Origin of the sequence: Levilactobacillus hammesii DSM 16381 (genome assembly GCF_001434395.1) — a bacterium.
Classification (GTDB): domain Bacteria; phylum Bacillota; class Bacilli; order Lactobacillales; family Lactobacillaceae; genus Levilactobacillus; species Levilactobacillus hammesii.
The window spans coordinates 132,443-147,103 of record NZ_AZFS01000059.1 but is presented as its reverse complement, the minus strand read 5'-3'; the positions used below and the strand labels follow the sequence as shown (position 1 = coordinate 147,103).

The following is a 14,661-nucleotide window of genomic DNA, read 5'->3' as shown; positions in this document are numbered from 1 at the left end:
GGAGATGAGACCCATGACACCAGTGACCACCCGACAATTTCGCCCGCTGACCGATACAATTTTGGCGCTGGGGGCGACCCTACTCATGGGGGTGATTGATGCCGATACCTTTCTGGAGCACGGCGAGGTCTTCGTGAGTGCGCAGACGGGAAACCTGGTCGTCGGGGTCGTTAAGCTACTGACCGCGGGGTGGCAGTCGGCGTGGACCAATGGTTTTGTATGGATCGGCTACTTTTTAGGTTGCTTCGTGGCGCAGGGCCTCAGTGAACGGATTGCTCAGGGCAATCATCGGCGGCAGATGCGGTGGCTGATGTTGTTTGATGTCCTGGCATATGCCGGTATTGCGAGCTTTCAGGTCGTTTTGCCCGATCCGTGGTTGATCTTTCTTCTGGGGACTGTCGCGGGTTATGAGCTAACCATCTTCCGGCAGGTCGGCGGTATCGCCATCAACAACGGCATCATGACCGGAAACACGAAAAATCTGGCGACCAGCTGTTATCAGGCACTAGTCAATCGGGATTCCCTGGCGAGACAACGGGTGTTGCGGTTAGCAAGTGTCCTCGTGACCTTCCTACTAGGTTGTGCTGTGGGCGTGTGGTTAGCCCATTTGGCCGCGTTGGATGTTTTATGGGTCGCCAGCGGATTCAAGCTACTCCTATTGGCCTGGCTGTTCGTCCCGGCTGCGATGGAAAAACCGATGGCATGAACGGTTGGGTTGTGGCCGTAAATAGCGTATAATTAACGAGATAAGTGACCAACCCACCCGAGACGTACTTCGGGACTGAAAACTAAGGAGCACAGCATATTGTTAATAACAGGACTAATCATCGGTCTGTTGTTGATCGGGCTGGTGCTCGGCTACCTCATCAGACGGCGGCAACACCGCACGGAATTATTAGCGGTACAGGCCAAAGCCCGAGAGATTATTGCCCAGGCGACCGAGCAGACCAAAGAAAAGGTGGACCAACTCCACGAAAAGAGTCAACGTGACACCTTGGCCTATCAACAATCCGTAAAAGACGAACTGACCGAACAACAGAGTGATATTCAGGTAAGAGAACAACGGCGGCAACAACGTGAACAGTTATTAGGACAAATGGCCGTCAGATTAGATGACCAAACGGACATGTTGGATGAACGTAGCCAAGCCAACCGTGAACAACGGCAAGCCATCCATCTTCTGCATGATCAGGCGGGGGAACTGCGTGAAAAGCGTGAAGAAACTCTGGCTGAACAAGCAGGGATGGATGTCAAAGCCGCGCAAGACACAGTGGTCCAGGACACCGAGTTAGCGTTAAAGCGCGATCGCGACATTGAGGTCAAGGCGTTGAACGATAACGCCGTGGCCAGTGCCGAACGGTGGGCCAAGGACGTGGTGCTGTCTGCCACGGAAAGCGGGCCGCAAGATTTGCCCAAGGAACATTTGGAACACACCGTCACCGTCCCTAACGGCGAGATTCGCAGTAAGATCATCGGTCGTGAGGGCCAGCACATTCGCCTGCTCGAGACGTTGACCGGGACGGATTTAATCTTTGTGCCGGACGATAACACCACGTTATTTATCAGCACGCATGATCCAATTCGTCGGGAAGTCGCGCGCGTGGCCTTGACCAATCTCGTGGCCAGTCGCCGGATCTCAGCAACACAGATTGAGACCCAGGTGGAAAATGCCCAACGCGACGTCAACCACAGCCTGTGGGAGACCGGGGAACAGACCGTCAGTCTCCTCCACGTCGGTTGGATGCATCCCGACTTGATGAAGCTGATTGGCCGACTCAAGTACCGGACCAGTTATGGTCAAAACGTGTTGCTACATTCGATCGAAGTGGCGCAATTGACGGGTGCCATGGCGGCCCGGCTGGGGTACAACACCCGGCTGGCCCGGCGTGCGGGCTTACTCCATGACTTGGGGAAGGCCATTGACCATGAAGTCGAGGGTACCCACGTGGAAATCGGAACGGAATTTGCCCAGAAATACGGTGAAGATGACGTGGTTATCAATGCCATTGCGGCCCACCATGGGGATGTCGAGAAGACGTCACCATTGTCGGACCTTGTGGCGGCGGCCGATGCCATTTCTGGGGCCCGACCGGGTGCGCGGAGCGAGTCGGTTGAGGATTACATCAACCGGTTGCGGGCGCTGGAACAGATTGCCAACGATCAGGATGGCGTTTCGGAAAGTTACGCCATTCAAGCCGGACGGGAACTGCGGATCATTGTGAAGCCGCAGGAACTGGACGATCATGCGGCGGCTAGCCTCACGCAAGAGGTGGCTAAGCAGATTGAAGCCAAGTTGACCTATCCCGGCAAGATCAAGGTCACCACGATTCGGAAGTCGATGGCGGTCGAATACGTCGGCGATGAGAAGAAAAAGAAAAAACACAAGAAGAAAAAAGCCGCTAACGCTTAACCGTCGGCGGATCAGTATAGTGCATCGACAGTCATCTCAGGATGGTTGCCGGTGCGCTATTTGTTTTTTAAAAGAGCCACGATCACGCCAATTCCCTGATGGAATGGCGGGTGATCGTGGCTCTTTTCAATGTAAAAATTATTCGGGATCGTAAACCACCGTAAAGTTCTTATTCGCCGTGGCATCAATCGTCGGGTGTTCTTGAAGATAGTCGGCGATAATTTCGCTCATGGCACCCTGACTTTCAGCGCGAATCTTATCGGCACTGTACATCGGGTAGTGACCGCCACCGACCGCGCGGTATTGATTCAGCGCGATTCGAAGGTGTTGATCGTCGGCGATGGGTTGCCCGTGATAGGTGAGGTTTTCAATCCGGTGACCCATCGGTTTGGCCACGTTGATCCGGTAATCAACGCCTTCGTACATATCGTAATTGTACTGACGGCGCTTGGGGTGGATAAACGCTGGATTGACAATGATTTGGCCGTCCTGAGCGCTGAAGTAACGTGCCGTCACTTCCAAGGCCCCCTTCAGGTCCGCTCCGGTGATGTTCAGTAGGGATAGGCCGTTCGGATAGACGTAGTTGGTCATGATATTCCGCATGGTGATAGGATTTTCAAATCCGCGGGCCTCGTCATTAAAGAGTGCCGTCGCGGAAATGTCAGCCCCCATGGTGGCCATTTGGACTTTTTGAATGAATTCGATGTAAGGCGTCTCGTCAATCCGGGCAGCGAAGGGATCGGTAAAGGTCATGTCGCCCTTGATGTGCCCCAGCGGTTGATCTAACCAGTGACCCACTTCATCATTTAAGCCGTTGGCTGCGGCCAGGACTTTTTCGTCCAAAGGTGCTTCGGCCGCGGAGACCAATTCGGAATCATGATTGACCACGATGACTTTGCCCGTGGCGTCGCGGTCGAGGTCGAGCGTGATCTTGCCGATGGCCTGTCCCCGGAAGCCGGGTTGGGTTGTGGGGATATCAAAGACATCGGTGGCGAGTTGACGGTGTTGATGGCCAGTAACCAAAGCGTCAATGCCCGGAATGGCCTCTAAAATGTGGTAGGCTTCGTTTTCGCCGACGTGAATGTCGTTAGGCTTACCCGTCGTTAAGTCGCGCTCAAAGCCCCCGTGATAGCACACAACGACGATGTCTGCTTGCTCACGGATGATGGGAACGTATTTCTTTGCTGCTATGTAGGCTGATTCAAATTGGAGGCCACTGATGTTGGTGGCCTTTTCCCATTTGTAGACGGCTTGGGTGGTGAGCCCCAGCACGCCAATCTTGATGCCTTCTTTTTCTATGATCCGGTAAGGTTGGCCGTATTCTGGGTCGCCATTGCTATCCAAAATGTTGGCACACAGGATCGTTCGTTTGGCGTCACGAATAGCGGCCTGTAAGTACTTTTGGCCGTAGTTAAACTCATGATTGCCGAGGATACCGCAGTCATAATCAATTTGATTGTAAATGGACATCAGGGGTTGGGGATCCCGATCGGGTTTGACCCGCGCCACGTAATAGGCGAGGGGTGATCCTTCCAAAAAATCCCCGTTTTCGATGGTCACGACTGGACCTTGTGTCTTAGCGGCGGCCTGTTCCCGGGCAATCACCGTGGCAGCGCGTGCCAGCCCGAACCCGAGGTGACTCCCTTTCTTCACGTAGTTCGTGGGAAAGACGTACCCGTGGGTATCGCTTGTCGATAAAATTGTCAGCTTCATTAGATCTCACCCTCCAATAACGTCTAACAGATTATTAGCGAACAACCGCCAAATCTATAACGTGTTAAAGAAATTATAAGCTAGTTTGTACCGAGTGTAAATTTACGATGGCAAATTCTCTGTAATTATGAGGAGTTTTCTCACAATTAGGGATAAAATGCCGGCGTAATCGCTTTCTTTAAGATAAAGCGTATGCGGAAATTTAGAAAATGTCAGGGGCTTGTGAATTTTGGCGAGGTGGGGCCGGCTGTTCAGGAGAGAAGTTGGGGAAGGCGGGGATGCTTTGGCTATTTCGGGTCGTGAACTTTCTCTCGCTGGAAGATTGTGGATCTGGCGGCCTCGGAAACGCGTTCCACAAGGCAGCTTCTTCCGCTTAGAAAAATAAGCAACTCCTGTCCGGCATGGCCCTTGGCCGTTGGTGATTAGGCTATTTCAGGTCGTGAACTTTCTCTCGCTGGAAGGTTGTGGAACTGGCAGCTTCAGAAACGCGTTCCACAAGGCAGCTTCTTCCGCTTAGAAAAATAAGCGACTCCTGTCCGGCATAGGGTTGGCCGTTGGGGTTTAATTTATTTCGAATCGCTGAACTTTCTCTCGCCGGGAGGTTGTGGATTTGGCGGCCGCCGAAACGCGTTCCACAAGCCAGATTCCTGCGCTTAGAAAGTTAATGAGCCCCTGTCCGGCATTGCCGAACAGAGACTCATTAACTCCCTAATGCTCAGAATCTAAGCGGCTTGTTCCACGCTCTATACAAAAAAACAGCAACCGAACCAGAATGTCCGCGTTGCTGCTTGGAGAAGAAACGTTTATTACGTTTGGAGTTGGCCGATACCATAGCGGATCGACCGTAATTTTTACTTTGGAGGAGTAAAATTATCAACTTATTCGTTCGTAAATTCGTAAGTTATGTGGACAACTATAACAGGTAATTGTGAAGAAAATATGACGGTGGCTGAAGAATTTAATCAGTCCCCGCAATTTCTTGGGTATAAAGCATCTGGTCCATCGAGACTTGTTGGTAGAGCTCATCGGCCAACTCAACGGGGATAGCCCCGGCCGTGCGTTGCTGACGAATGTAGGTGTATTCGTACTGGAAGGCCTGAATAAATAATTCATTTTGGAAGTCAGCCGACTTGTTTTCTTCAAATCGACGGTGGCGGGCATTGTAGTAGTTACGGACGGAATTGACTTCTGCTTGGTTATCAACCGTGGAGATTTGGGTTAAGAAATTGATGATATTGGTGTAAATATCCTGTTCAATCTTTAGGAAATTCTCCCGTTGACGGGCCTGTACGCGGGGATCGCGATGAGGGTGACGCTGCAGTTGCCGGGTTTCTTGCTGGATGCGTTGCTGCTGGAGCTGCTCTTGTTGTGGCGTGTGCGGCATTTCTTGCAGGCGTTGTTGCTGCAGAGCAATGCGCTTTTTTCGCCGCCATTTGCGACTCAGCATAAACTTGACGCGGTGCCAAACGAAACGGAACCACAGGGACAGGTTAACGAAGGGATTGTTGCGGCTCATTTGGGACTTTATGACCAGGACCCGGACGTAGCGGTTCGCGAAACTATTGGGAATGACACCGTCGTCGGCTAGCTTTTGAACCGTCTCGACCTCCACCTGCGTGGCTTGTTTGAGAATGTCACGCGTCTTCTTTCTATCCGGACGGGCGTTAGTCGCTTGGCTGTTGAGGACCTCAATCACGGACTGTGCTGAAGCGGGGGTATCGGGATTCTCCTGAATCAGCCGCTCGGAAGCATAAGCGACCAGTGCTTTTCGCTGTTGAGTGATGGTTTCGGGGTCCACAGTAACCGTCTTCTTGGGCAGAACGAAGGGCAGCACCAGGGTTGGCACTAAGAGACTCAGAATAATCACGATGGCGGCGACAAAAATCATCGTATTCCGGAAAGGAAAGGCGGCGCCGTGTAAAGTCAGTGGCAGAGAGAAGGCCATGGCTAGGGTGATCGTTCCGTGAACGCCGGAGAGGGCACCTACCAAGGCGTTGTGTGGCCGATTTTCCTTTTCCGAGTGAATCAGCGCCCAGTCGAGGCGAATCCACAGGTAACGCAGGGCTAGCATGACGAGGTACAGGATCACGGCTAGGAGAATGAAGCTGGTCAGTGATTTATTATGATCCTGCTGAATATTTACCCATACGGTTGGCAGGGAGACCCCCAGCAAGACGAAGACAAACCCATTTAGAATGTTGGTGAAGATCCCCCAAGTAGAGCGGGAGACCAATTGGAGTTGCGTACTGGATAGTCGTAGCTGATTGGTCGATGCACTGTAGACCAGGCCGGCCGCCACGACGGCTAGGATACCAGACAGTTCGAAGTGTTCGGCCGCCAGGTAGATCAGGAAGGGGACCATGATATCGAAGGGGACGACGACACTAGACGAATCCTTCCCACTTTGTACCAGGTAGACGCGGACCATGACGGCCGCAATCCCCAGTACGAGGCCAATTAAGAGGCCACCAAGGAAGACCACGAAAAAGTGCTTGATGCCGGCGCCTACTGAGAATTGCCCCGTGGTAAAGGCCGCCAATGCCAGGTTGAAGGCGACCAAACCGGAAGCGTCGTTGAAGAGGGACTCCCGTTCCAGCATGCCCATAACCCGCTCTGGCACGGCCATATTGCTGGTAATTGAGGACACGGCGACGGCATCGGTTGGTGTGACGATGGCCGCCAGTGCAAAGGCCAGCGCTAGGGGAATGCCCGCGAGAATGGCGTGACTCAGATAGCCCATCCCAATCACGGTCAGGACGGCCAATACCACGGCCATAGAGACGATAGAGCCGACGTTTCTTCGTAATTCATGGGCATTGGCGTTCTGCCCGTCATAGAACATGAGGGGCGCAATGATGATGAGCATGAACATCTCGGGCTCTAGAATGAAGTGATGATACATGGGCACTAGTGATAGTAGAGCGCCCATGAAGATTTGATAAAAGGCCTTGGGGATAATGGGGAAATAGGGGTAAATTGTATTGGCGACAATGGTCGCTAAAATAAGTAAGATGATGGCATAAAAGGCTACCATAACAAACGCCTCCAGAAATAATAGGTCATGATTGGTGCCTATTTTACGCCACTCTTTCGAAAAAGTGGATAGAAAACCGTTGTCAAAAAATTGGTTTAGCCATTTTGATTGGTTTGAGTAAGCGCTTTTACAAACCGAGTCAAAAATAAAATGAATAATTAAACAATTCAAATGAATATTAATACAATTGGACCAAAAAGAGACGCCTGGGAGGATTAATTTTTACTGATTGACTGATAACCGCTGATAGTTGGGTAACTGACAAAACTTTGTGGATGCCTAGTCCATCATGTTTACAGGGATATTGTCTGTTTATCACAAAGTGATATTCAGGCGAGAAAATAGTTGGGAACGCCAACCAACTCACTAAAAAATGTGGGGTGTTATTTAGAAAGTTTCCAAAAAGGGTTGATTATTCATTCAATTGTGGTAACATATAAGTTGGTTCTACTAGATAGTTCAGTGAAATATTCGGGGGGAACCAGAACAAGTCAGTTGTTTTTTCTATCGTTACTCAATCCAACGATAAGGAAGTGCTTAGATATGATCAATTTATATATTGCGCCAAGTAGCGCATCCAGTCGGAAGGCACGGGCATGGCTCAAGGATCATGACATTGCGTTCAACGAACGGAACATCAAGTCCAAGCCATTGAATGCCGCCGAAGTTAAGCAGATTCTCCGCTTAACGGAAAATGGCAGTGAGGATATCATTTCTACCCGATCCAACGTGTTTAAAGAACTCCACGTTGATCTGGATAGTCTCTCAGTTAGCCAACTCGTCGACTTAGTTGTTAAGTATCCTGACCTGATCAAGCGGCCCATCATCTTTGATGACAAGCGCTTGGAAGTCGGATACAACGAAGAGGAAATTCGTCGATTCTTACCACGTGAGGTACGGACCGCTGAATTACACCACTTGGAATCACAGTTAAGCTCATAGACCGGATCGATCAGTTCTCGGGGGAGTGCTGGTCGGTTTTTTGTGGAGAGCCCCAATTATAAACGAATAAATAAAGCGATTACGCGTGGCCAATGGTGGCTCACGAGTAATCGCTTTTTTCGTGTCTTTTTAAAGAATCTAACTAAGCGTGTTGTTGCTTACGGTAACTTCGCGCCATATTGGCGTAGCCTAACTGTTCCAGCGTGTCCACCACGGTCGCTTCAATGGTGCCAGTCGCCACGACATCAAACCCTGCCAGTTGGGCCACAATCAGGCTTTCCACCCGGTGTACGACGGTTGGATCGTTAGTTAATGCGGTGAGTGCTGCGTGGATTTGCCGGGAGTTAAACGGAACGTGCTCTCCAGCTAAATTTTCCACGGTTAGGCCACCCGGATACATCGTGGTCTGTGATCTTCTTAAAACGTCCATCGTCTCTAGCCCTCCTAGGTTTGCCGAACCCGTTATACGATCTTGCTAACGTACGGTCAAAATGAGTATAGGTCTATGTTACGATGAATTTGGCAAAATTACAACTAGATATAGTACGAAAGTGTGAGACTTTTCTACATATGGTAGTGAAACCACAGAGCGTGGTGCCGCGTTTTTTCTGTTACTTAATGCCTTTGAGACTTTCTTGGCTATGAATGAGTTGGGCGAGAAGCGCATTAGTCGGGGCGGGGACGTTTAGCTTTGCCCCCAGCCGAGCCACATAGCCATTGAGAAAATCGATTTCGGTTGGCCGCTTCTTGGCCATATCCTGGTGCATGGACGGGTAGTGCCCGCCGTTCTTATCGGGATCGAATTGTGCCGCAATCAGGGCGGTCACGTCGGCCGCGCTGAATTGGATCTTTGCCGCCTGAGCGACGGCCGCGAATTCATTAAGAACAGCATCGTTGAGGGTTCGCCAATTCGGAAGACTGCCAAATTCGGCGATGTTGCAGTCAAACAGCGTGCAGTACGTGTTAAGCACACTGTTTAGACCGGCTTTTTTCCAAATCGCCGCGAGGACGTTATCCGCTGGGCTGGCGTTTAATCCCGCATCATTCAGCGTTGCGATTAAGCCAGACAGATCGGGGAACTTAGCGGGGACCATCGCTTGCAAGGAAATACTACCCGTTCCGGTGACCGTGATGTGACCGGGACCCGTGAGACTGGATGACCAGACCGTGGTTCCTGCCACCACGTGATCCTTGGGGACGTGGCGTTCAATGGTTTCGATGTTACCAATGCCGTTCGCCAGCGTTAAGACAATAGGGTGGTTGCCCAAGACGCCACTGAGTTGTTGGAGCATCTGGTCCATCTGCATGGCTTTGGTAAAGAGGATGACTAGATCAAAGGATTCCGTCACGTCCTGTGGTCGCTTAGCGGTCATCTGATAGACGTGATCGGCACCGTCATCCGTGGTCACGGTCAAGCCTTGCCGTTGGATGGTTGTGACGTGATCGACCCAGTTGTCGATCAACGTGACCTGGTTTCCAGCTGATTGAAGCTTTACGCCAAAACGACTACCCATGGCACCCGCGCCGGCAATTGCAATTTTCATATCAAGCTCACTCCTTCAAAGTTAGTTACTTCCAGTGTAGCAGGTTTCTTTCGTCAACGGGGCGATTGGGAATTGACATCCACCTGGGGCTGGCTTAACATGGGAAACAACCATTTAATGAGAAAACAATGAGAAAAATTATAAACATGAGGAGCGATGCGTCATGTCTCAAGGTGTGCGTGCACAAGATCTATTTAAATTAAAATCGGTTTCCCAGGCACTGGCCGCGGATGACCAGGTCTATTTCGTTGAAAATAGCATTGATGCCGGCGAGAATCGCTATTTGGCGAAAATTAAGCGGGCCGATCGGGCGGGACATGTCCAAGATGTGGCGACTAACGGGCAACTGAGCCTACAACCCGCAGTCGCGGCAGATCGTGTCTACTATGCGGCAAAGGTGGGCGCTGCCAAGTCACAACTATTTACGGTGGCAACAACCGGGGACGTGCCAACGCTCGTGACCATGGCCACGCCCGACGAGGCTGTCAACACGGTGATTGCAGCCGCGGACGGTCAGAGCGTTTACTTCAAGACCACGGAAACGGCCGAATTGCCAAAGCTCCCCAATCAAGAGAAATTCCCCCGGACGCGACGGGTGACCCGGCTCATCAATAAAGCCGATGGTTACGGTTGGTTGCCTCAGGACGCCACGTATCGGTTACGGCGTTACGTGCCAGCTACCGGCGCCGTGGAAGAAGTCAGCCAATACGGTTTTGATTTTAGCTTAACGTCGGTCAGCGCGGATGGCCACTATGTCACGATTTTACGGGACGATCAACCCGCTAACGACCGCAACTTTGCCCACGGGGCGTATTGCTTAGATACGCAAACGGGGACAACGGTTGATTTAACAGCGAGCCTCACGCACGGGCACTTTGAGGATGCCACGTTGTCTCCCGATGGCAAACAAGTGGCGCTAGTGGGCGATAACGGTGCGGCCGGTCGGCACACCGTGGCCAACGTGTATCTGGTTGCGGCGACTGGCGGGGAACTGACCAGCTTGACCGCAGACTTGGACGCGGACCCAGCACCGGAATTTGCCGGTGACTTTGTTCAGCAACCCGGGAGTAAGTTAGTGCGGTGGCTGGACGCACAGCGGGTGGTCTTTGTGACGGCCTTTCATGGGCACAGCCAACTCTATGTGGGAAATCAGGTGGGCATCACGTGCGTTGACGACACGGCCCGACAGATTGTGGATTTTGATGTGATTGATTCCGAGACGCTGGCACTCAGTGTTTCCTATCAAGACCTCCCCAGCGCGCTGGTCACCTTTTCCTTAACGCAGGATGACGAGACCGTTCGCTACGATCCCAACGCCGCGTACGAAGAGACGCATGAGTTCGCGCATCCCCAACGGTTCGATTACCAGTCGGCCGATGGTCAGGCGTTGGAGGGCTGGTATCTGCCAGCGCAAACGCAAGCGGCTAAGACCCCCGTTCTCCTTTACGTGCACGGCGGCCCTCACGCCAACTATGGTGAGGCGTTCTTCTATGAATTCCAGGTACATGCCAGTCGGGGCTACGCGGTGGTCTTCTTTAATCCCCGGGGCTCAACCAGTTATGGCCAAGCATTTGAAAGTCACGTCAACGGCCACTATGGCGAGGACGACTTTGATGACGTCATGACGGGGCTGGACGTGGCGCTGAAGACCTTCCCCGAGTTAGACGCGGATCGCCAATACATCGCGGGCGGTTCCTACGGTGGTTTCATGACGACCTGGGCGGTGGGCCACACCAAGCGGTTTGCGGCGGCCGTCTCGCAACGATCGGTTACCAACTGGATTAGTCTATTTGGGATCAGTGACATTGGTTTTTACTTTAACCCAGAGGAACTGGGCGTGGATCTCTTTGCGGAAGGTGGCGTGGCGGCTTACTGGAAACAGTCTCCGCTGGCCTACGCTCAGAATGTGACCACGCCGATCCGCCTGCTGCACGGCGAATGGGATATGCGCTGCCCAATCAGTCAGTCCGAGGAGTTCTTTACGGCGGTTAAACGCCATGGGGTCGATGCCGACTTTATTCGTTATCCGCAGAGCTTCCACGGTGTTTCGCGCAATGGATTACCCAACCTGCGCATTCAACGGATTGATGACATGACCGAATGGTTTACGGCGCATCCAACGGTTAACCGCGGCTAGTCGATCGGTATGGTCAATTGGTAAGGGTATAAAGAAAACTTTAAACATTTGTGAAGACGGTCGATCCGTAGTGGATTGACCGTCTTTTATGGTGTGCAGACGACCGTGGTGTGACGCGGTTTGAGTTCGTTTCGCGCTGCTGGCGGTTGGCTAAATTATGGGAAGACAGAGGATGGGGCAAGTTAGATAAATTCCCCGATACCGGGGCATTGCCCATGTACAGGCGTAGGTCAGAGGAGTATCCTTGCGAGTGGTGCTTTGACACTAGACTGAATTGGTGTGTGTAAATTTAATGGATAAAAAAATTATTTCAGGTTCATTCTGGCTCTCATTTGGGAGCATTTTTTCACGGATTTTAGGGGTCGTTTACCTCATTCCCTGGTTGGCGATGATTGGGTCACCCCAACATCAGACCGTGGCGCAGGCCCTGTTTAATACGGCTTACACGCCCTATGCGTTGTTTATTGCGTTGGGAACGGCGGGCTTCCCGTCTGCGATTGCGCGGCGGGTGGCGTTCTTTAATGGAGAAGATAGTTTTATTAACTCGAAACATATTGCCTTCGCGGGCTTTGGCTTCATGGTGATTTCCGGTTTAATCTGCGGAGCGCTGCTGTTTGGGCTAGCGCCCGTACTCGCCGCGAATAGTCCCGTGAGTTCGGTGGCCAACGCCACGATTGCCATTCGTTGCCTGGTACCGGCCATTGTGATTCTGCCATCCATGAGCATTTTGCGGGGCTGGTTTCAGGGAAACGGGGATCTGAAGCCCTTTGGGATCTCACAACTCTGGGAACAGTTCATCCGGATTATCGTTATTTTGGGTGGCACCTACTGGCTGATTGAGGTCGGTCATCGCGGTTATGTCCAGGCGGTCTTTGTCAGTGTTGCGGCGGCCTTTGTGGGTGCCGTGGCCAGCTACTTGTATTTACTGGGGCATCTGTGGCGTCAACGGGGGGAATACCGCCGAATGACGGCCAAGAGCCAGACCGGCAAGCAACATGCGGCAGGCAAACTCCTCAAGATGATTGGCTACGAGTCGATTCCGTTTGTGATTGTGGGGTCGGGAATTACGCTGAGTCAATTAGTGGATCAGCTATTCTTTAAGCAAATTATGCAGGGGCTGTTGCATCAGTCGGCTGCCATGACCCAGTACGTCTTTACCATTTTCTCGGCCAATCCCAACAAGATCACCACGGTGATTGTGTCACTGGCCATGGCGGTGGCGGAAACCTCGCTCCCACTGTTGGCGGGAAAATTGGCCGATGTGAAGAAGAATCGGCAACAGATCGGGGCATTGTTAACTAATAACTTCCAGCTACTGATGTTTGTGCTGCTTCCGCTGGTAATTTTAGTCAGCGTCTTTGCCTTCCCAACGTACGGGATCTTCTTTAACTTCGATGGTGCCGGGGCAACTTACTTGATCGCCAATGTCTGGCAAAGCCTGATTCTGGGGTTGGCCCTGGATCTATTAACGGTGCTGCAGGCGTTGCGGATGAGTAAAAAGGCCACGACCTACCTGTTGACCGGATTGGGGATCAAGATTGTCCTGCAGCTGCCGATGGTCTACTGTTTCCAAGGCTACGGGGCATTGTTAACGACGGCGATTGCCTTCGGCTGGATTACCCTGGTGAGCTGGCGATTGATTCGGCGAAGCTATGCGGTAGAACTTGCGGCGATCGGCCCAATTGTCCGATTGAATCTCGTCTTTGCCATCGTTGCCACGGTTCTGGTCGATGGCTGTCAGTGGTTGTTCGGGAACATCTTCTTTACCGGCAAGCTACTGACGATGGGCTATGTCGGCGTTTTAGGCTTGATTACGGTCGGCCTTTACGTCTGGCTGGCCAATCGACTAGGCGTGGCCGAGTTAGTCTTCAAGCGACCATTAAAGTTAGAATTACGACGTTAACTTAGTAAGTCTGAGCGGATGCTTGGGCTTTTTTTTATTGAGCCGGTAAACTGGAGAAAAGCCGTCACACTTGGGACCGCAACTGGTTTTGCAACTATGACGGGCGCAACTAGCTCGGGCAAAGTGCGGGATGTTCTGATTTGTTCGCTAGGATGCCCGGCAAGTTTTGCGTATGATGAAGACAAGATAAGGGAGATGAGTAAGATGGAAAATGTCTTTAGTCAGCAGTTAGTGAAGTTGCGCCGTCAACAGAATTTATCGCAAGAACAGATCGCCCACGAGTTATTCGTGTCCCGGCAGTCGGTTTCTAAATGGGAGCAGGGCGAGACCGTCCCGGACTTGGATACTGTGGTCAAATTGGCCAATCTCTTGCGGGTCGATCTCAACGAGTTAGTTGGGGGACAGTCACCGAAAGAACGCGAGCAGACACAGCAAACCAAGACGACCTTACCCGAAGGTCAGCGACCGATGAACGGCTGGGAATTTCTGTCAAAGAATTGGTGGATGATCTTTCCCTTACTAGGTGCTCTTGGTTGGGTGATCTCGATGTTTCGCTATTAACTTAAGTGATCATTCAGGAATCGCGAGACCGGTTAAAGGGCGCTGGCGGTTCTTTTTTTAGCCGGGCAGGTGCTGCCACCTTGCCGTTCACCAAATTTGGGCTGGAAAATAGCTGGTATGTTCCAACTGACAACGTGGTGAAACCCTAAAGTAGGTGTATGCAGTCACCTGCGGCTGCCAGAGATTCCGGCTGTTGTGGGGACCGCCTACGGCCTGAGGAGCGGTCCTTCGGCTCGGTTTGAAGCCTGACAAGAGTCGTCAGTCTCCAAACACGTCCCACGCTGTAAGCCGTTGCACGGCTAACACCGTCGTCACGACTGCCTGCATCTCTAGCAGCCTTCGGTTATGGTCGTTGTTAGTTACTATATGGATGTGAACAGCGTTGGAACGCGGTGTCGTTGGCGAACGGTAAGGCGA

At 52.0% G+C, this 14,661-nt stretch carries 10 protein-coding genes; 6 read left to right on the top strand and 4 right to left on the bottom strand.

The window, feature by feature from the left end:
• Positions 1 to 13: 13 nt before the first annotated feature.
• Positions 14 to 706 carry a YoaK family protein gene (locus FD28_RS07345; RefSeq protein ID WP_157059867.1) on the top strand — a complete coding sequence of 231 codons (693 nt, stop codon included), beginning with the start codon at positions 14 to 16 and terminating at the stop codon, positions 704 to 706.
• A 99-nt stretch (positions 707 to 805) separates the two neighbouring features.
• Positions 806 to 2,410 carry a ribonuclease Y gene (rny, locus tag FD28_RS07340; RefSeq protein ID WP_057734117.1) on the top strand — a complete coding sequence of 535 codons (1,605 nt, stop codon included), beginning with the start codon at positions 806 to 808 and terminating at the stop codon, positions 2,408 to 2,410.
• Between the two features lie 138 nt (positions 2,411 to 2,548).
• Here the strand turns inward: rny and FD28_RS07335 are convergent, their stop codons facing one another.
• Entirely contained in the window at positions 2,549 to 4,123 is a 1,575-nt protein-coding gene (locus FD28_RS07335) for a bifunctional metallophosphatase/5'-nucleotidase (RefSeq protein WP_057734115.1), read from the bottom strand.
• A 958-nt stretch (positions 4,124 to 5,081) separates the two neighbouring features.
• Positions 5,082 to 7,157 carry a cation:proton antiporter gene (locus tag FD28_RS07330; RefSeq protein ID WP_057734113.1) on the bottom strand — a complete coding sequence of 692 codons (2,076 nt, stop codon included), beginning with the start codon at positions 7,155 to 7,157 and terminating at the stop codon, positions 5,082 to 5,084.
• A 543-nt stretch (positions 7,158 to 7,700) separates the two neighbouring features.
• On the opposite strand from FD28_RS07330, the gene spx reads away from it, so the two are divergent.
• Positions 7,701 to 8,099: a transcriptional regulator Spx gene (spx, locus tag FD28_RS07325; RefSeq protein ID WP_020089121.1), complete on the top strand. Its 399-nt coding sequence runs from the start codon at positions 7,701 to 7,703 to the stop codon at positions 8,097 to 8,099.
• A gap of 142 nt (positions 8,100 to 8,241) precedes the next feature.
• Here spx and FD28_RS07320 read toward each other — a convergent pair whose 3' ends face one another.
• Positions 8,242 to 8,529, bottom strand: a complete 288-nt coding sequence (locus FD28_RS07320) for a hypothetical protein (protein WP_057734111.1) — start codon at positions 8,527 to 8,529, stop codon at positions 8,242 to 8,244.
• A gap of 181 nt (positions 8,530 to 8,710) precedes the next feature.
• Positions 8,711 to 9,643, bottom strand: a complete 933-nt coding sequence (locus tag FD28_RS07315; RefSeq protein WP_057734109.1) for a ketopantoate reductase family protein — start codon at positions 9,641 to 9,643, stop codon at positions 8,711 to 8,713.
• Positions 9,644 to 9,806: 163 nt separating this feature from the next.
• On the opposite strand from FD28_RS07315, the gene FD28_RS07310 reads away from it, so the two are divergent.
• The 3 genes from FD28_RS07310 to FD28_RS07300 all read left to right on the top strand — a co-directional run bounded on the left by FD28_RS07310 (position 9,807) and on the right by FD28_RS07300 (position 14,244).
• A complete protein-coding gene (locus FD28_RS07310) occupies positions 9,807 to 11,780 on the top strand; it encodes a S9 family peptidase (protein WP_057734107.1) in 1,974 nt (657 codons plus the stop codon).
• 292 nt (positions 11,781 to 12,072) lie between these two features.
• On the top strand, positions 12,073 to 13,683 hold the full coding sequence (locus FD28_RS07305; RefSeq protein WP_057734105.1) for a polysaccharide biosynthesis C-terminal domain-containing protein: 1,611 nt from the start codon (positions 12,073 to 12,075) through the stop codon (positions 13,681 to 13,683).
• Positions 13,684 to 13,887: 204 nt separating this feature from the next.
• Entirely contained in the window at positions 13,888 to 14,244 is a 357-nt protein-coding gene (locus FD28_RS07300) for a helix-turn-helix domain-containing protein (protein WP_057734103.1), read from the top strand.
• Positions 14,245 to 14,661 lie beyond the last annotated feature (417 nt).

What these genes read in the sequence shown, in the direction of transcription:
- FD28_RS07345 (WP_157059867.1), top strand. Translation starts at nt 14, where the DNA reads ATGACACCAGTGACCACCCGACAATTTCGCCCGCTGACCGATACAATT.
- FD28_RS07335 (WP_057734115.1), bottom strand. Translation starts at nt 4,123, where the DNA reads ATGAAGCTGACAATTTTATCGACAAGCGATACCCACGGGTACGTCTTT.
- FD28_RS07330 (WP_057734113.1), bottom strand. Translation starts at nt 7,157, where the DNA reads ATGGTAGCCTTTTATGCCATCATCTTACTTATTTTAGCGACCATTGTC.
- spx (WP_020089121.1), top strand. Translation starts at nt 7,701, where the DNA reads ATGATCAATTTATATATTGCGCCAAGTAGCGCATCCAGTCGGAAGGCA.
- FD28_RS07320 (WP_057734111.1), bottom strand. Translation starts at nt 8,529, where the DNA reads ATGGACGTTTTAAGAAGATCACAGACCACGATGTATCCGGGTGGCCTA.
- FD28_RS07315 (WP_057734109.1), bottom strand. Translation starts at nt 9,643, where the DNA reads ATGAAAATTGCAATTGCCGGCGCGGGTGCCATGGGTAGTCGTTTTGGC.
- FD28_RS07310 (WP_057734107.1), top strand. Translation starts at nt 9,807, where the DNA reads ATGTCTCAAGGTGTGCGTGCACAAGATCTATTTAAATTAAAATCGGTT.
- FD28_RS07305 (WP_057734105.1), top strand. Translation starts at nt 12,073, where the DNA reads ATGGATAAAAAAATTATTTCAGGTTCATTCTGGCTCTCATTTGGGAGC.
- FD28_RS07300 (WP_057734103.1), top strand. Translation starts at nt 13,888, where the DNA reads ATGGAAAATGTCTTTAGTCAGCAGTTAGTGAAGTTGCGCCGTCAACAG.